We start from the raw sequence: 15,305 nt of genomic DNA on the forward strand, positions 1-15,305 counted from the left end.
CGAGTATACTTAGTGTAAATATTACGCTTGCGAATTTACACTAATTTTTTAGTCGCAGGCGATAAATTTTAAGCTGGTGTACAATTGGTTATACATCAAACAAAAAAGGCGATACTTTAATAGCATCGCCTTTACAACGGAATAACGCCCGTTTAATTACTTTTTTTATACGCTGCAATACCGCTGTCTAAATACTTAACATACTCGTCCACATTAAAGTTTGCCCCTTGTGGCGGCACCAGGGTTTCGCCCTTTTCGTTAATGATCACATAATAAGGCTGCGCGTTTGAATTGTATTTAGATATCTCCAGATCCAGCCATTTAGCGCCCAGCGTAGTTACTTTTTTGCCGGTTAAAGCCGATGTAAATTGCTCGGACGGGATCAGTTCTGTTTTATCATCAATTACCAGTTGTACCACTACAAAATCGTTCACCAGGCGTTTCAATACCTCGGGCGACGGCAATACATCGGCCTCCATTTTGCGGCAGTTTACGCAGTTCCATCCTGTAAAATCAATCAGGATGGGTTTGTGCAGTTCTTTTGAAACGGCTATGGCCTGGTCGTAATCATACCAATCATCAATGCCTTTTACTTTAGGCATCCGTTTAAATATCTCTTCGTATTTTTTGGTTTTGATGGTGCTTGCACTGGCCGAGGCTGGTGCGGCAACGCCTCCCCCTGATGAAATATCAAAATCCTGGGTACTTAGCGGTGGTAAGAACGCGCTGATGGATTTCAGCGGCGCACCCCACAAGCCCGGGATCATGTAAGCCACAAATGCAAAAACAATCATAGCGAAAAACGTGCGCGGTACCGAAAGGTGAGTCACATCACTATCGTGCGAGAATTTGATTTTACCAATCAAGTACAAGCCCATTAGTATCCCAATAGCTATCCAAAGTGACAGGAATACCTCGCGGTCGAACCAGTTCCAGTGGTAAGCCAAATCTACGTTTGACAAAAATTTCAGCGCAAAAGCGATCTCGATAAAGCCCAATATCACCTTAACGCTGTTGAGCCAGCCCCCCGATTTTGGCATGCTTTTCAGCGCGGAAGGGAACATGGCAAATATGGTAAATGGCAGCGCTAACGCCAACGAAAAGCCCAGCATCACCACGGCTGGGGCTAAACGCTCGCCCTTGGTAGCTGCCTCTACCAGTACCGAACCAATAATAGGGCCGGTACACGAGAAAGAAACAACCACCAGTGTAGCTGCCATAAAGAAAATGCCGATCAAGCCGCCCTTATCCGAGTTTTCGTCCATTTTATTGGCTAAAGAACTGGGCAGGGTAATTTCAAACGCCCCCAAAAACGAGATGCCGAATATCACCAACAGTACAAAAAAGCAGAAGTTAAATATGCCGTTAGTGGCCAGCGCGTTGAGTGCCGATGGACCAAATAACAACGTAATAATAAAACCTAAGGCTACATAAATGATAATGATAGATAAACCATAAAGCGCCGATTGACCGATAGCCTTGCCCCGGCTCCCTCCTTTTTTAGTGAAAAAACTCACGGTTAAAGGCAGCATAGGATAAACGCAAGGCATTAAAAATGCCGCGAAGCCGCCTATAAAACCGGCTATAAATATTTGCCAAAGGCTTTTAGGTTTTTCAGCGGGCTTGGTTGCGCTAACCTTTGCTTTTGCAGCATCGGCTTTGGCGATGCTATCCTGTTTCTTTTTAAAAGCCTTTATACTATCGGCCTTAGTGGGGATGCTGGTAAATTGTACATCATCGGTTGATGTGGTATCGGCTTTTTGTGCAAATGCCACACCGCTGGCGGTAAGGGCCAGTAACACTACTAACATAACAAGCGGTTTTAAACCGCGGATGATCAGGTATTTCATTAAGGGATTATATAGCTACTTGTACAGCAAATTCAACAGTTTCGGGTGGCAGGCATTTATGGTCGTCGCAGGCGGTAAACTCCAGGCTGCCTTTTATCATAGCTTTTTTGCCGGTTAGCTTTACCTTTTGCTTAAACAGCACCGAGTTTTCAAAGTACTTCAGGTCGGTTTTAATATTCTTATCGTATTTGCTTAGCGGGGTTGGTTCGGTTACGGCGCCTACCATCGCATAATCCTTAGACGGAACAAACTTAAACGTTGTTTTTACTGACCCTGCTGTTGATTTATAGTTGGCCGAATAGATATGCCATTTATCATCAATACTGGCTTTCAGCATCACTACCGCTTCGGTTGCACTTACCTTTTTGGCAGCGTAGGCCCAGGTAACATGCCCCTCAATTTGCGCGAAGGCGGCACGGCCTGCAAACAGGATAACCAATACCAACAGCAGTTTCTTCATCAACAGGAAATTATTATAAAGCTACGTTAACGGCAAATTCAACAGTTTCGGGCGGAAGGCATTTTTGATCGTTACAGGTCATAAATTCCAGGCTGCCTTTAACGGTGGCTTTTTTACCTTTCAGCTTTACTTTTTGCTGAAACACTACCGAGTTTTCAAAATAGGTAAGGTTCATGCCAAAGTTTTTGTCGTATTTCACAATAGGCGCTGGTTCGGTGGTTTTGCCAACCGGGGTAAACTCGGCCGATTTGGTAAACTTAAATGATGTTTTTATCGGCCCGCCATCTTTAACATTAAGCGAGTAGATGTGCCAGCCATCATCAATAGATGCTTTTAACATCACAACCGCTTCGGTAGCGCTTACTTTTTTAGCGGCATAAGCCCAGGTAACGTGCCCTTCAATTTGGGCAAAAGCGCCGCGGCCGGCAAACATCACAACTAATACTAACAGTAACTTTTTCATTTATAGTAATAACTTATTATTTGTTTAAAAACTCAATTTGTTTCAAAGTAAACTCTTTTTCGGCGTTTTTGGTATTTAGTACTAAAAAACCGTTATCCCTTACACCGGTAATGGTCCCTTTAAACCCTACATTGTCCGACACAAAATCCCGCTCCTGGTTTAACCAATATAAATTGGCCAGGTATTGCGCCCTTATCTCATCCAGCTTATTAGCTTTCAGTTTTAAATACCAGGCTTCTATACCATTACAAATTTGTGATAATAAAACGTGCAAATCATAATCCTTTTGTAATATCTGTTTTACAGATACCGGGTTGGGCACTTCGGGCGGGAAACTTTCCTGGTTAATATTTAAGCCGATGCCAATTACCGAGTTCTTAATAACGCTACCCTGCACCAGGTTCTCTACCAATATGCCGCCTAATTTTTTATCGCCGTAATAAATATCATTAGGCCATTTTACCTGTATGGGCAGGCCCGTGGCACTTTGCAGGGCTGTCACTACGCCAAGGCTGATTGTCCGCGTAAGGTCAAATTGTTGCTGCAGGGGTAAAAAGGCAGGTTTAAGCAGCAGGCTGAATGTCAGGTTTTTGCCCGCCTCGCTATGCCAGCGGTTTGTCTGCTGCCCGCGGCCGGCATACTGGCTTTCTGCCATAATGACCGTTCCTTCGGCAACTGGCTTGGAATTTGAGAGTAAGTCTTTAAGGAAATTATTGGTTGAAGCTACTTCTTTTAGGGTAACTAAATTTTGTCCAACAAATAATCCTGAAATTATGTTATTTTGCAATGTATATTAGCAATTATCAAATCGGTTCAAATTTAAACCTTTTTAATGGCAAAAAATAAAGCATTAAAACAATCGGCTTATCTTTCTGAATTAGCCATCCATGGTATCCAGGAAAAGAAGGGGAATGATATAGTAAGATTAGACCTCCGGGAAATTTACAGTTCCGTATCAGATTATTTTGTGATATGCCATGCCGATTCGGGCACGCAGGTAAAGGCAATTGCCAACAGTGTTGAAGAAGAAATTTATAAAGCAACCCAACAGGAACCATGGCGTAAAGAAGGCCTTGAATTCGCCGAATGGATACTGCTGGATTATGTAGATGTAGTGATACACATTTTCAGAACCGACAAACGCGAGTTTTATGGGATGGAAGATTTGTGGGGGGATGCCGAAATTAAAAATTACAAAAGCGCTTAAACCAGCTCTCGAATTTTGTATCCCTTAAGATAATTTGAACAGATATTGAGCGTTTAAGCCTAACAAAAAGAAATGAAAGATAATCAATTGGAAAAACCAAAACCCATACGTAAAATACCCAGTAAAAAAATCGCACCTAAACCTCCTAAGTTTAATTTTATGTGGGTTTATGCCGTTATTATACTGGGCATATTTTTAGCAGCTAATATTTTCAGCATTAGCACCACTAAGGAAATTAATTACCAGGATTTTGAAACCAACATGCTTAAACAGCATGACGTGGAAAAACTGGTAGCCTATAAAAACGGCGACCTGGTAGTAGTAGAAGTTTATATTAAAAAGGACGCGCTTAAAAAGCAGCAATATGCAGCCGTGCGTGACCAGCGTAACCTGGGTATGAACACCAACGGCCCGCAGTATACTTTTACAGATGCATCGTACGATAGCCTTAAAAAATCTATCCAGGAAGCTGAAAAGGATTTCCCCGATAATCAAAAAACGCCGCTTAACTTTATCGTGCACGACAACATATTTTCTAACTGGCTTTTCCAGGGGATAATTATGGTGATCCTGTTTGCAGCGGTATGGCTGTTTATTATGCGCCGCATGAGCGGTGGCACAGGCGGCGGCCCGGGCGGACAGATCTTTAACATCGGCAAATCAAAAGCTACCCTGTTTGATAAGGAAGCACAGGTTACCGTTACTTTTAATGATGTAGCCGGACTGGAAGAAGCCAAGCAAGAGGTAATGGAAATTGTGGATTTCCTGAAAAATCCTAAAAAATACACCAACCTGGGCGGTAAGATCCCTAAGGGAGCGTTATTGATCGGATCGCCGGGTACCGGTAAAACCTTATTGGCCAAAGCCGTTGCAGGCGAAGCGCACGTACCGTTCTTCTCGCTGTCGGGATCCGACTTTGTGGAGATGTTTGTGGGTGTGGGTGCGTCACGTGTGCGCGATCTGTTCCGTCAGGCTAAGGATAAGGCCCCTTGTATCATCTTTATTGATGAGATTGACGCTATTGGCCGTGCCCGTGGTAAAAACAATATTGTTGGCGGTAACGACGAACGCGAAAACACGCTGAACCAGTTACTGGTTGAAATGGATGGTTTCGGTACCGATTCGGGTATTATCATCCTGGCTGCTACTAACCGTCCGGATGTATTAGACTCGGCTTTATTACGTCCCGGACGTTTTGACAGGCAGGTATCTATCGATAAACCGGATTTGATTGGCCGCGAGCAGATCTTTAAGGTACACTTAAAGCCTATTAAACTGGCAGACGGTGTGGACCCTAAAAAACTTTCGGCACAAACACCGGGTTTTGCAGGTGCCGAAATTGCCAACGTTTGTAACGAAGCAGCCCTGATTGCTGCCCGCCAAAATAAAGAGGCGGTGGATATGAAGGATTTCCAGGACGCGATTGACCGTGTGATTGGTGGTTTAGAGAAAAAGAACACCCTGATAACCCCGGAAGAAAAACGTGTAGTAGCTTATCACGAAGCTGGTCATGCTATTGCAGGCTGGTTCTTAGAGCATACCGATCCGCTGGTGAAGGTATCTATCGTTCCGCGTGGTGTTGCCGCTTTAGGTTATGCCCAGTATTTGCCTAACGAGCGTTTCCTGGTTGCCAAAGAAGAATTAATTGACGATATGACCCTGTCTATGGGTGGCCGTGTTGCCGAGGATATTGTGTTTGGTAAGATCACCACCGGCGCTTTGAGCGACTTAGAGCGGATTACCCGCCTGGCTTACGGCATGGTAAAAATTTATGGTATGAATGATAAAGTGGGTAACCTGTCGTTCTATGACCCGCAGGGCGAAAACCAGTTTAGCAAACCATACTCTGATACCACAGCCGAGTTAATTGACGCCGAGGTACGTAACCTGGTTGATATGGTTTACAAAAGAGCTACAGCCTTAATAAATGAGCATCGCGAAGGCCTTGAAAATGTGGCCCTGAAGTTGTTAGAGAAAGAAGTATTGTTTCAATCGGATCTGGAAGAGATTTTAGGCAAGCGCCCTTTTGAACACCGTACCGCTTATGATAAGTTTGTGAACGGCCCCGAAGGAGTGGTTATTCCACCTTTTACCGAAGAGATCGCCGATAATTCAGGTGTGATCACCAACCCTGAAATAAAAGAAGACGTTGCGACTAAAGAATAATATTTTTAGATTTTAAACTGAAAGCCACTATGTTTGCACATGGTGGCTTTTTTGTTTGTGCTTGGTGTTTATTTAACCACAAAGTACACAAAGGAGAGAATGCACAAAGGTCACAAAGCATTGATGAATATCCTACAAAGAATGGAGATACTTATTTTTCACATATAACTTTGTGTTCTTTGTGAAAAATCTTAGCGCCCTTTGTGGTTAAATCATCACTATACAGGTCAATTCTAAAATGAAAGACATTACTACAGCAAAAGAAAAACTACTTAAAAAGGTACGCAGCGCCTTGTTAGAGAAAAGGGATAACCCATACCCTAACCTGGAAAACCTGCCTTTATATGCCGCGCACGAAGAAGAGCTGCTGGAAGTAATATTTGCCGAACAACTGATGGCAGTAGCCGGGCAGTTTGTTTTTTGCGAGGATGAGATACACCTGATAGAACAGCTGCTTACCATTGCCGAAGAGCGCAGCTGGCGCAAAATATACTGCTGGGAGCCCGCACTTCAGCAACTGCTAAACACTTACGAATTTCCCTTTTTTGAAACGGATAAAGATTTTGAACAAGCTGATGCCGGTATTACACTTTGCGAAGCGCTGATAGCCCGTAACGGCAGTGTAATGATCAGTAATGCAGGCGCCGCCGGGCGCAGGCTAAGTATATACCCGCCCGTGCATTTGGTGATTGCCTATACCTCGCAACTGGTACCCGACCTGAAGGACGGCTTTAAGATGCTTAAAGAAAAGTATGGCGCAAATATCCCCAGCATGATCAGTACCATCACCGGGCCAAGCCGTACAGCTGATATTGAAAAAACACTGGTATTGGGCGCTCACGGGCCTAAAGAATTGTTTGTGTTTTTACTGGATGGATAAGGCCATTTCTTGCATCCCTTGCCTAACTCATCCCGTCTAAATTCTGCCGATAGTTCTCTCCAACTGGCACCTTCTCGCCGCCAATTTCCAGCTGCTGACGGCCAAGCAGGGTAATTGCCGATCTGTTGACCAGGTAAGAGCGGTGTACGCGGATAAAGGTACCGGCAGGCAGCAATTCTTCCAGGTACTTCATGGTCATATGGGTAAGATAGTTGCCCTGTTTGGTTTTCAGGTGGATATAATCCTTTACCGATTGCGCCATCAGCAGATCATCATGTTGTATTTTGACGAGGTTGCCGGCCACTTTAAAATAAGTATAGCTTTTTGTTGCTGGCAGCTTAGGCTGGCTTATCTTTAACAGTCTATCAATACTTTTTTGGAAACGCTCAAAGGTTATAGGTTTCAGCAGGTAATCAATGGCGTCGAGTTCAAAACCGGTTACAGCATATTCGGCATAGGCGGTAGTAAATATAACGGCAGGCGGTTGTTTAAGCGAGCGGATAAAATCTATCCCGCTGATGGATGGCATTTTAATATCCAGGAAAAGCAGGTCTATTTGCTCGTTATGTAAAACATCAAAGGCCTCCAGCGCATTGCGGCAACGGCGCGCCAGTTGCAGCTGCGGGCAGCGGCTGATATGGCTTTCCAGCACATCCAGCGCAAGGGGCTCGTCATCTACAATCATACATTTTATCATCTGTTTTGCAGGCTCAGGTTTAAACTATACTGGTGCTCATCTTCTTTAATATCCAGCACATATTTACCGGGATATAACAGGTTAAGGCGTTTAACCGCGTTCTGTAAACCAATGCCTTTTAACCCGGCGCTGTTTGCGGCCGGCTTGCTGTTGGTAACCTGTAGTATCAGTTCGGCATCAGACATGCAAAGTACAATATTTACAAAACCGTTACCGGTTTCCTCGTGCAGGCCATGTTTAAAGGCATTCTCTATAAAGGGCAGCAAAAGCAGCGGTTCTATAGTAGCATCAGCAGTAATGCCCTGCACATCAAAATTAATTTGGTTGCTGCTGTGGTGCCTTATTTTTTCGGCGTCGATATAATCGGTTAAAAATTGCACTTCCCGGCTTAGCGGCACTTTTTTACGATCGGCCTCATATAAAATATACCGCATCATATCGGCCAGTTTAGCTACCAGCGGGGCGGTTGCTTCCGATCGTTTCAGCGCCAGCGAGTATATATTATTCATGGTGTTGAAAAAGAAATGCGGGTGCAGCTGCGCTTTCAGGTAATTCAGTTCGGTTAATAATTGTTGCTCTTTCAGTTCCCGCATTTGCGTCTCCTGTTTGGCCGAGCGGATAAAATAAGCCAATGCAGCTATGCACAAAAACTCGCGGAACATATAAACCACGCTAAAATGGATCACTTTGGCTTTCGACCAGCGCAGGGCATCGTGCCGTATTTTTTCGGGTACCCAATCCATGTGCCCTACTACCATATAAACACCTTGCATATAATAATGCATCCCGATAAGGAACAGTATGGTATATACAATAAACTGTACCGGCTTTTTATTGATGAGCGATTTGCGGACGATAGCATAAAACACCAGGCCCGAAAGTAGATTGGTAGTGCCGAAAATCAGGTCGAAATCTATGTTTCTGCTAAATAGCGCCGCATTGTGCATCTCGTTATAGCTGTACTCTACATCGGTAAGTATGGGGAACAGGTAATAAAAGATGACAAAGAACAAGATCTCGATCCAGAGATATTTCCATTGCCTATCCGTGCGCCAATTATGCATAGTGCAAGTTAAGGCATATTCTATCAATCATTAATAGCCAAGCCTGGCGTTTTCGACTAATTGCCCTGTTTTTTCGACAAAGGCGGTTTTATTGGCATTGGTCTAATTATTAATACACCTGGTCTAAATATCAGTATCTGTATGTCACAAGCAGGTTTCTTTGTGTGCCTTATGGATATAATAAATTATTATTTCATCAATAAAATTAACATGAGAAATCACCTTTTTACTTTCATCGCATTGGTCGCTGTTATTGGCCTAAGCCAGGCCAATGCACAACAGAACCCGCCACCTCCGGCTTTACTTGCCATGGCTAAAAAGCTAACCGCGTTAAAGTCGGTTAGCTATCACTATCACCGCGAAATAAACAACATTGCAAACAATAATTACAGCAAGCTGGATGGCAATTGTTATATCGATTTTGATCAATCGGATAAGCGGAGTGTAACCAGGTTCCAGATGGAGGCCGACGATTACACGTCGATCTATAACGGTACCGAATCTTTCCTGCTGGATAAAGCCACCAAAACCTACCGTTTAACCGAACAGCCTAACCCGCGATCGTTCGGGAGCCAATCTTTTTTCTTTAATTCCCTGCAAACGCTGCGCAGTGTGACACAGCAGATAGCCGAAAACGACAGCATCCCGAAGCATCAGCGGGATACTACAATTCAAAATAAAACGTACAAGCTGGTACAGGTTAATCTGCATCGCAGTTCGCTTCAATACCTGGGCAGTACCATGCGTTTTACCAAAGATGTAACTGTTTACTATCGCATAGTAATCGATCCGGCCACCTGGTTACCCTATCAAATACTGGAGAGCAACAGTGTTGACAAAGAAGGTTATAACACCAAAACGGTATTTACAGATATTAATATCAACCCGAAAGAACCCGATGCCTACTCCTGGTATTACACCACTTATCAAAACGAGTATCAGCCCGCCAAAAAGGAAAAGGTGCAGCCGCTGATAGCCGCCGGATCAATGTTGCTGGATTGGTCGCTGCCCGAGTTTAGCACCGGCAAACCTGTGCAGGGTGCTGATGTAAAAGGTAAGCTGGTGCTGATGGATTTCTGGATAAAAAACTGCGGCCCATGTATGGAATCATTCCCTTATCTGCAGCAGCTGCAAAAAACATATGGCCCCGATAAATTCCAGCTGCTGGCCATTAACGCTTACGATAAAAAAGAAGACATCGCCTTCTTTTACAAGCGCGAAAAACCCGTTTATAAAATGCTGTACACCGGCGCGGCCATGGCCAAAACGCTGGGCATTGGCGGCTACCCCACCGTGATATTATTAGACAAAACCGGCAAGGTGATTTACGCCGGAGGTTTTGACCATGAGAAATTGGAGGCTTTGATTAAGGCGAATATATAGTGAGTGGAGTAGGTTAACCACAAAGGGCGCAAATAAACAGCAAAGTTATTAACCACAAAGATTGAACATAATAAATCTTTGCGCCCTTTGTGTTAGCCATATTGCAGATCCTTTGTGAACTTTGTGGTTAAATGCTCCCCCCTTAATCGTTAAAAATATCTTCCACCTGCCCTAACACCCACTTTAAAGCGGTTATTTTATGCTGATATTCGGTAACATCAAGCTTAGCCCTTTTATCATTGATAAGCATGCTTTTAAGTATGGCCAGTTCTATTTTAATCTCTTCTTCTGTTTTCATTTTAATTATTCCTTTTTATTTATGCTTTCCGGCTGGTGTTCTATAGCCGCAATCGGCGAAAGATAGGTTATCTTCATAAACTCTGCTACGCCCTCCTGATAAAATTATAAAAATATTATTTGCAAATCTAATCTCAAATCAGTTGCTTTGTGCAACAAAGTACTTTTACAGTGGAAGAAAATCAAGTACATCAAGACCTGGCCTCCATCCGCAATTTAATGGAGCGCTCCTCAAAGTTTTTATCCCTCAGCGGCCTGTCTGGCGTACTGGCCGGTATTTACGCGCTAATTGGGGCAGCATTGGCTTATCATTTAATTTATGATAATCCTTTAATGCGTCGGGAAGCCGGATGGTATAATAACGATGGAGGATATGTGGGGACACACAGCTCTGTCAGGGATCCAAACCTGATTTTCCAGCTATTAGTAATTGCCATCATTGTTTTAGGGGCTTCGCTGCTAACTGGTTTTCTTTTAAGTTTGCGTAAAGCCCGGCGCACCGGTCAAAAATTTTGGGGTGCCAGCAGTAAGGCATTAGTATTTAACATGGTAGTGCCCTTGCTTACCGGCGGCTTGTTAATTTTAATATTTGTAGACCGTGGTTACTTTGGCATTGTGGCCCCTGCAGCCTTAATATTTTACGGCCTGGCTTTAATTGGCGCCGGAAATTTCACTTTTAAGGGCGTACAATACCTCGGGATAAACGAAATTATATTAGGTTTGGCTGCTGCTTTATTCCCCGGTTATGGCCTGCTGTTATGGGCCATTGGCTTTGGTGTACTGCATATTATTTATGGTAGCGTAATGTATTTCAAATACGACAAGTGAGCATCGCTTTTGATAAATTAGATAAGGCTTTTGAGAACCGGGTAAGGTTACAGATCATGAGCATATTGGTAGTGAACGACCGGTACGACTTTAACTCGCTTAAAGATTTACTGGGCGTTACCGACGGCAACCTGGCATCGCACCTGAAGGGGCTGGAGAAGGAGGAGTATATTTTGGTCAACAAATCGTTTTTAGGACGTAAACCTAATACCAATTATGAAGCAACCGCTAAAGGCAAGCAGGCATTTAAAGCGCATTTGGATGCCCTGGAACAATTAATTAAACATCAAAAATCAAACTAAATTTTTTTACCCAGTTACTTTGAAATACAAAGTACTTTTAAATCACAAAAACAATGATCGAACAAGAAGAAAGAGTTGCTAAATGGTACGATGGATCGGCCATATTAATTAAACTGGGCATTATTGCCGTGATTATTTTAGCCCTGCTGATCCCATCGTCCTGGATCCAGGATATGGTTAAGGAACGCGAAGGCTACCAGCAATCTATGGTAAAAAATGTATCCGAAACCTGGGCGGGTGCCCAATTGGTGCAGGGGCCGGTGCTGGCATTGCCTTACAAGCACCAAATTACCATAACCGGGGCTGATAACAAAAAAAGCACCCGCGAACAGGTTTATACCCTGTATGTATTACCTCAAGAACTTAAAATTAAAGCCAATGTAAAGACCGACAAGTTTGAACGGGGCGTTTACGATGCTACGGTTTATAACTCCAAAATTGACCTGCAAGGCAGCTTTAACAAACCCGACCTGACCGGGCTGGGGATAGATCCCGAAACGATTATGTATGATAAGGCCCGGCTGGTGTTTAGTCTTTCGGATATGAATGGTTTGCAAAACAACCCCGTAGTTAAAATAGGCGCTCAGGATTATACCCCCGAACCGGTTACCGGTGGCAATATCCCATTTGAAAAAGGGCTGCAGGTACATTTTGCACTGCTAAAAGATCAGGGATTTACCTTTACCTATCAACTTGACCTGAAAGGCAGTAATGAGCTGGACTTTTTACACCTGGGTAAAACTACCGACGTGGAAATAAGCAGCGACTGGACGCATCCCGGGTTTAATGGGGCGCACCTGCCCGATAGCCGTACGATAGACGCAAAAGGCTTTAACGCCAAATGGCACATGATCTATTATAAAAGGCCGTTCCCGCAGCAATGGGCTAATGACGATTCGGTACTGACCAATGATAAAGTTAAAGCCGATGCTGTTGTTGGCGTTAAGCTGCATGTGCCTATCGATCAATACCGCAAGGTGATGCGGACTACCAAATATTCAACCCTGATAATCCTGCTCACCTTTGTTTCCCTGTTCCTGACCGAACTGATCAGGAAGCAGCGCGTCCACCTGTTTAACTATACGCTGATAGGAGCGGCGATGATTGTTTACTATACCCTGCTGCTCTCTTTTTCCGAACAGATTGGTTATAACCTGGCTTACCTGGTATCATCGGTAGCTACCATAGCCCTGATATCGTGGTTTACAGCATCGCTGCTAAAAAACGGGGCCGCCGCGGGCATGTTCGCCGGGATACTGACCGTATTTTACGGGTTCATTTTTGTCCTCATCCAACTGGAAGAACTATCCTTATTGGTAGGTAGTATAGCCCTGTTTGTGGTAGTTGCCGCGCTGATGTATTTCTCGCGCAAGATCAACTGGGCGCAGCATTAATATTGTGAAACCCTTCATGTCATTTCGACGAACGGCATTGGGTTGAGCAACGGAGTGAGGAGAAATCTTCTACACAATTCAGTCGGTATAGCATATCGTAGAAGATTCCTCCTCACCCTACTTCACAGCCTCTACCGTTCGTTCGGAATGACATAGTTTATTTTTAATACAGCATATATGAACCATCTTAAATATACCCTCAAGGTGTGGTTGACATCGGTATTTATATTGCCACTCATCATTCTTCTGTATGGAGTTATAAATAGTCATGGTAATATTGGTGATGCACCCGCCCTTGCCATATTTGAAATAGTTATTGGTGGCATAAGCTCTATGCCCAGCGCACTTTTACTATGGTTAACAGTTTATTTGTTGTCAAAAACCACCCTCAATTGCCAGGCTCAAAAAACTGTGTTGACCTTTAGCGGGGTATTGTTAACAGCACTCCCATTTTTTTTTATTACCGGCGACTTAAGTTTAGACACTGGCGTCGGTTATGTGATCGCTTTATATGCATCCACAATAATAGCCGGCATTTGGCTTTACCAGCTTCAGCCACCAACCGATGATGTTTTGCAGGATTAATTCAATTTATGGTATTTTTAGGCAACCCTTTGAAATATAAGGTGTCTTATACCTAAAACCAAAATACATGACCTCTCGCAGAAAATTCATGAAACAGGCCGGCCTGGCTGCTGCCGGGTTAATGGCACCACGGCTATCATTAAACGCTTTTGCAGGTATTGAAGACAAACGATTTCAAGGCTTACGCGAGGCAATTGCTGCTCATGCCAACTTCATGAAAATCCCCGGGCTGGTAGCCGCCGTGGTTGAAAATGGCAAAGTCACCTTTTTGCAAACCGAGGGTTTTGCCGATCTTGAGAAAAAAACACCGATGCGGCGCGACCATATTTTTCCGGTGGCATCCATCACCAAAACATTTTCGGCGGTAACCCTGATGCAATGCGAGCAGGAAGGCAAGATGAACATGGACGATTATGTGCTGGATTATCCATACCTGGCTATAGGTTATTTCCCGGAGCAGGTGCAGAACCCCAACGTGAAAATTAAACATGTGCTAAGCCATACGTCTGAAGGTGACCCCGGAGCCAACTACATTTATAATGGCGCCCGGTACAATATGATTTACGGGGCTTTTGAAAACATGAGCGGTAATACCAAACATTTTGAGGCCGCAAGCGACGAATTGACTAAAAGAATCATCAAGCCGTTGAACCTAAAGGATACCCTTGCAGGCTATCCTGCCGATAAAAACCACCCGGCCATACCCCGGATAGTGACCACGTATAACTGGGACAAAAAAGATCAGCAGCTTAAACCAGATAAAAATTTGCAGGGTCAAACTACACTGTATCCTTCGACCGGGTTGCTGACTACTATAGATGATTTGGCCGCCTATAGCACCGCCCTCGACCAAAACACACTGCTGACCGCCGAAAGCTATAAAAAGATGACATCGCCCTTTATCACCACAAACGGGCATGCCAATCCTTATGGTTTGGGCTGGGCTACACAGCAAATTGATGGCCGCGATGTACATTGGGGCTATGGCTACGGCGATTCGTACGCGGCATTGCTTGTGCGCATCCCGCAGGAAAAATTAACTTTTATACTGCTTAGTGATGCGGTGCCTGCCTCAGCGGCATTTTACCTGGGTTCGGGGGGCAATGTGTTACACTCGGTTTTTGGTCAGGCATTTTTCAAACATATTGTTTTCCGGCGCAGCGGACAGTTTTTATATGATGGATCGACCGTAAAACCGGGTGCTACCAAAGACGCCGTATTTTATGATGAAGTTTTCAGCCAGGCGCTGGCGCGCTACTATACCGAACAACAATATAATGAGCACAAAGGCGAAGCCGCGACATTAATGCGCTACCTGGCCCAAAATGACCCCTCACGTTTTAACCGAACAGACACTACCCTAATTTACCTGCTGGCCAAACTGAGCGATCCTGAATTGAAGGCACAGATGGAAAATGCTATAAAAGCATATGTTGCCAGCGGCTGGTTCCACCCGGATATCCATTGGGAAATAGCCAGTTGGTACGATCGTACCGGGAATCAGCCGGCGGCCATGCAGTATTATCACTTGCTGGCCGACAGTAAATATGCCGAGCAGCGCCCCGTACGTAACTCCTGTAATATGCTGGGCAAATATTATATGAAGCAGGGCGATAAAGAAAAAGCACGGGATTACTACTGGCGTGCCGCGCTATATGGTAGATACTCTTCACCAAATACAGATGGGGCGGTTCGCCAGATGGCGCTGATGAAGGCGCAATAGTACAAT

The 15,305-nt window shown here is 44.3% G+C and carries 16 protein-coding genes; 9 read left to right on the top strand and 7 right to left on the bottom strand.

The window, feature by feature from the left end; translation table 11 throughout:
* Positions 1-152: 152 nt before the first annotated feature.
* Genes AC07M6_RS05700 through AC07M6_RS05715 form a run of 4 tightly spaced genes read right to left on the bottom strand, consistent with a single transcriptional unit; the run spans position 153 to position 3,560 of the window.
* Positions 153-1,850, bottom strand: a complete 1,698-nt coding sequence (locus tag AC07M6_RS05700; protein ID WP_494887963.1) for a protein-disulfide reductase DsbD family protein — start codon at positions 1,848-1,850, stop codon at positions 153-155.
* 7 nt (positions 1,851-1,857) lie between these two features.
* Positions 1,858-2,310 (bottom strand): protein-disulfide reductase DsbD domain-containing protein, encoded by a 453-nt coding sequence (locus AC07M6_RS05705; RefSeq protein ID WP_494887964.1) that lies wholly within the window; start codon positions 2,308-2,310, stop codon positions 1,858-1,860.
* A gap of 13 nt (positions 2,311-2,323) precedes the next feature.
* Entirely contained in the window at positions 2,324-2,773 is a 450-nt protein-coding gene (locus AC07M6_RS05710; protein ID WP_494887965.1) for a protein-disulfide reductase DsbD N-terminal domain-containing protein, read from the bottom strand.
* A 16-nt stretch (positions 2,774-2,789) separates the two neighbouring features.
* Positions 2,790-3,560, bottom strand: coding sequence for a biotin--[acetyl-CoA-carboxylase] ligase (locus tag AC07M6_RS05715; RefSeq protein WP_494887966.1), 771 nt, complete (start codon positions 3,558-3,560; stop codon positions 2,790-2,792).
* 45 nt (positions 3,561-3,605) lie between these two features.
* Here AC07M6_RS05715 and rsfS point away from each other — a divergent pair, with 45 nt between their 5' ends.
* The 3 genes from rsfS (at position 3,606) to AC07M6_RS05730 (ending at position 7,026) form a co-directional block, all read left to right on the top strand.
* Entirely contained in the window at positions 3,606-3,980 is a 375-nt protein-coding gene (rsfS, locus tag AC07M6_RS05720) for a ribosome silencing factor (protein ID WP_494887968.1), read from the top strand.
* A gap of 72 nt (positions 3,981-4,052) precedes the next feature.
* Entirely contained in the window at positions 4,053-6,146 is a 2,094-nt protein-coding gene (gene ftsH, locus AC07M6_RS05725; protein WP_494887970.1) for an ATP-dependent zinc metalloprotease FtsH, read from the top strand.
* A 238-nt stretch (positions 6,147-6,384) separates the two neighbouring features.
* Entirely contained in the window at positions 6,385-7,026 is a 642-nt protein-coding gene (locus AC07M6_RS05730; RefSeq protein ID WP_494887971.1) for a LutC/YkgG family protein, read from the top strand.
* A 22-nt stretch (positions 7,027-7,048) separates the two neighbouring features.
* Here the strand turns inward: AC07M6_RS05730 and AC07M6_RS05735 are convergent, their stop codons facing one another.
* Complete coding sequence (locus AC07M6_RS05735) at positions 7,049-7,723, bottom strand: LytR/AlgR family response regulator transcription factor (RefSeq protein ID WP_494887973.1); 675 nt, start codon at positions 7,721-7,723, stop codon at positions 7,049-7,051.
* Entirely contained in the window at positions 7,720-8,787 is a 1,068-nt protein-coding gene (locus AC07M6_RS05740; RefSeq protein WP_494887974.1) for a sensor histidine kinase, read from the bottom strand. The genes AC07M6_RS05735 and AC07M6_RS05740 overlap by 4 nt, the downstream gene beginning before the upstream one ends.
* 210 nt (positions 8,788-8,997) lie before the next feature.
* Between AC07M6_RS05740 and AC07M6_RS05745 the strand changes: the two genes are divergently transcribed.
* Entirely contained in the window at positions 8,998-10,170 is a 1,173-nt protein-coding gene (locus tag AC07M6_RS05745) for a TlpA family protein disulfide reductase (RefSeq protein WP_494887975.1), read from the top strand.
* 142 nt (positions 10,171-10,312) lie between these two features.
* On the opposite strand, the gene AC07M6_RS05750 is transcribed toward AC07M6_RS05745, so the two are convergent.
* Positions 10,313-10,468, bottom strand: a complete 156-nt coding sequence (locus tag AC07M6_RS05750; RefSeq protein ID WP_494887976.1) for a hypothetical protein — start codon at positions 10,466-10,468, stop codon at positions 10,313-10,315.
* 170 nt (positions 10,469-10,638) lie between these two features.
* Between AC07M6_RS05750 and AC07M6_RS05755 the strand changes: the two genes are divergently transcribed.
* The 5 genes from AC07M6_RS05755 to AC07M6_RS05775 all read left to right on the top strand — a co-directional run bounded on the left by AC07M6_RS05755 (position 10,639) and on the right by AC07M6_RS05775 (position 15,299).
* On the top strand, positions 10,639-11,295 hold the full coding sequence (locus AC07M6_RS05755; RefSeq protein WP_494887977.1) for a hypothetical protein: 657 nt from the start codon (positions 10,639-10,641) through the stop codon (positions 11,293-11,295).
* The gene (locus AC07M6_RS05760) at positions 11,292-11,597 is read left to right on the top strand and encodes a winged helix-turn-helix domain-containing protein (protein ID WP_494887979.1); all 306 of its coding nucleotides are present in this window, start codon (positions 11,292-11,294) and stop codon (positions 11,595-11,597) included. Before AC07M6_RS05755 ends, AC07M6_RS05760 begins: the two co-directional genes overlap by 4 nt.
* A gap of 53 nt (positions 11,598-11,650) precedes the next feature.
* On the top strand, positions 11,651-12,991 hold the full coding sequence (gene creD, locus AC07M6_RS05765) for a cell envelope integrity protein CreD (protein ID WP_494887980.1): 1,341 nt from the start codon (positions 11,651-11,653) through the stop codon (positions 12,989-12,991).
* 177 nt (positions 12,992-13,168) lie between these two features.
* On the top strand, positions 13,169-13,576 hold the full coding sequence (locus AC07M6_RS05770; protein ID WP_494887982.1) for a hypothetical protein: 408 nt from the start codon (positions 13,169-13,171) through the stop codon (positions 13,574-13,576).
* Positions 13,577-13,643: 67 nt separating this feature from the next.
* Positions 13,644-15,299 carry a serine hydrolase gene (locus AC07M6_RS05775; protein WP_494887983.1) on the top strand — a complete coding sequence of 552 codons (1,656 nt, stop codon included), beginning with the start codon at positions 13,644-13,646 and terminating at the stop codon, positions 15,297-15,299.
* The last annotated feature ends 6 nt before the right edge of the window (positions 15,300-15,305 follow it).

The sequence above is a fragment of the Mucilaginibacter sp. GW821-FHT07H05 genome, assembly GCF_059418485.1.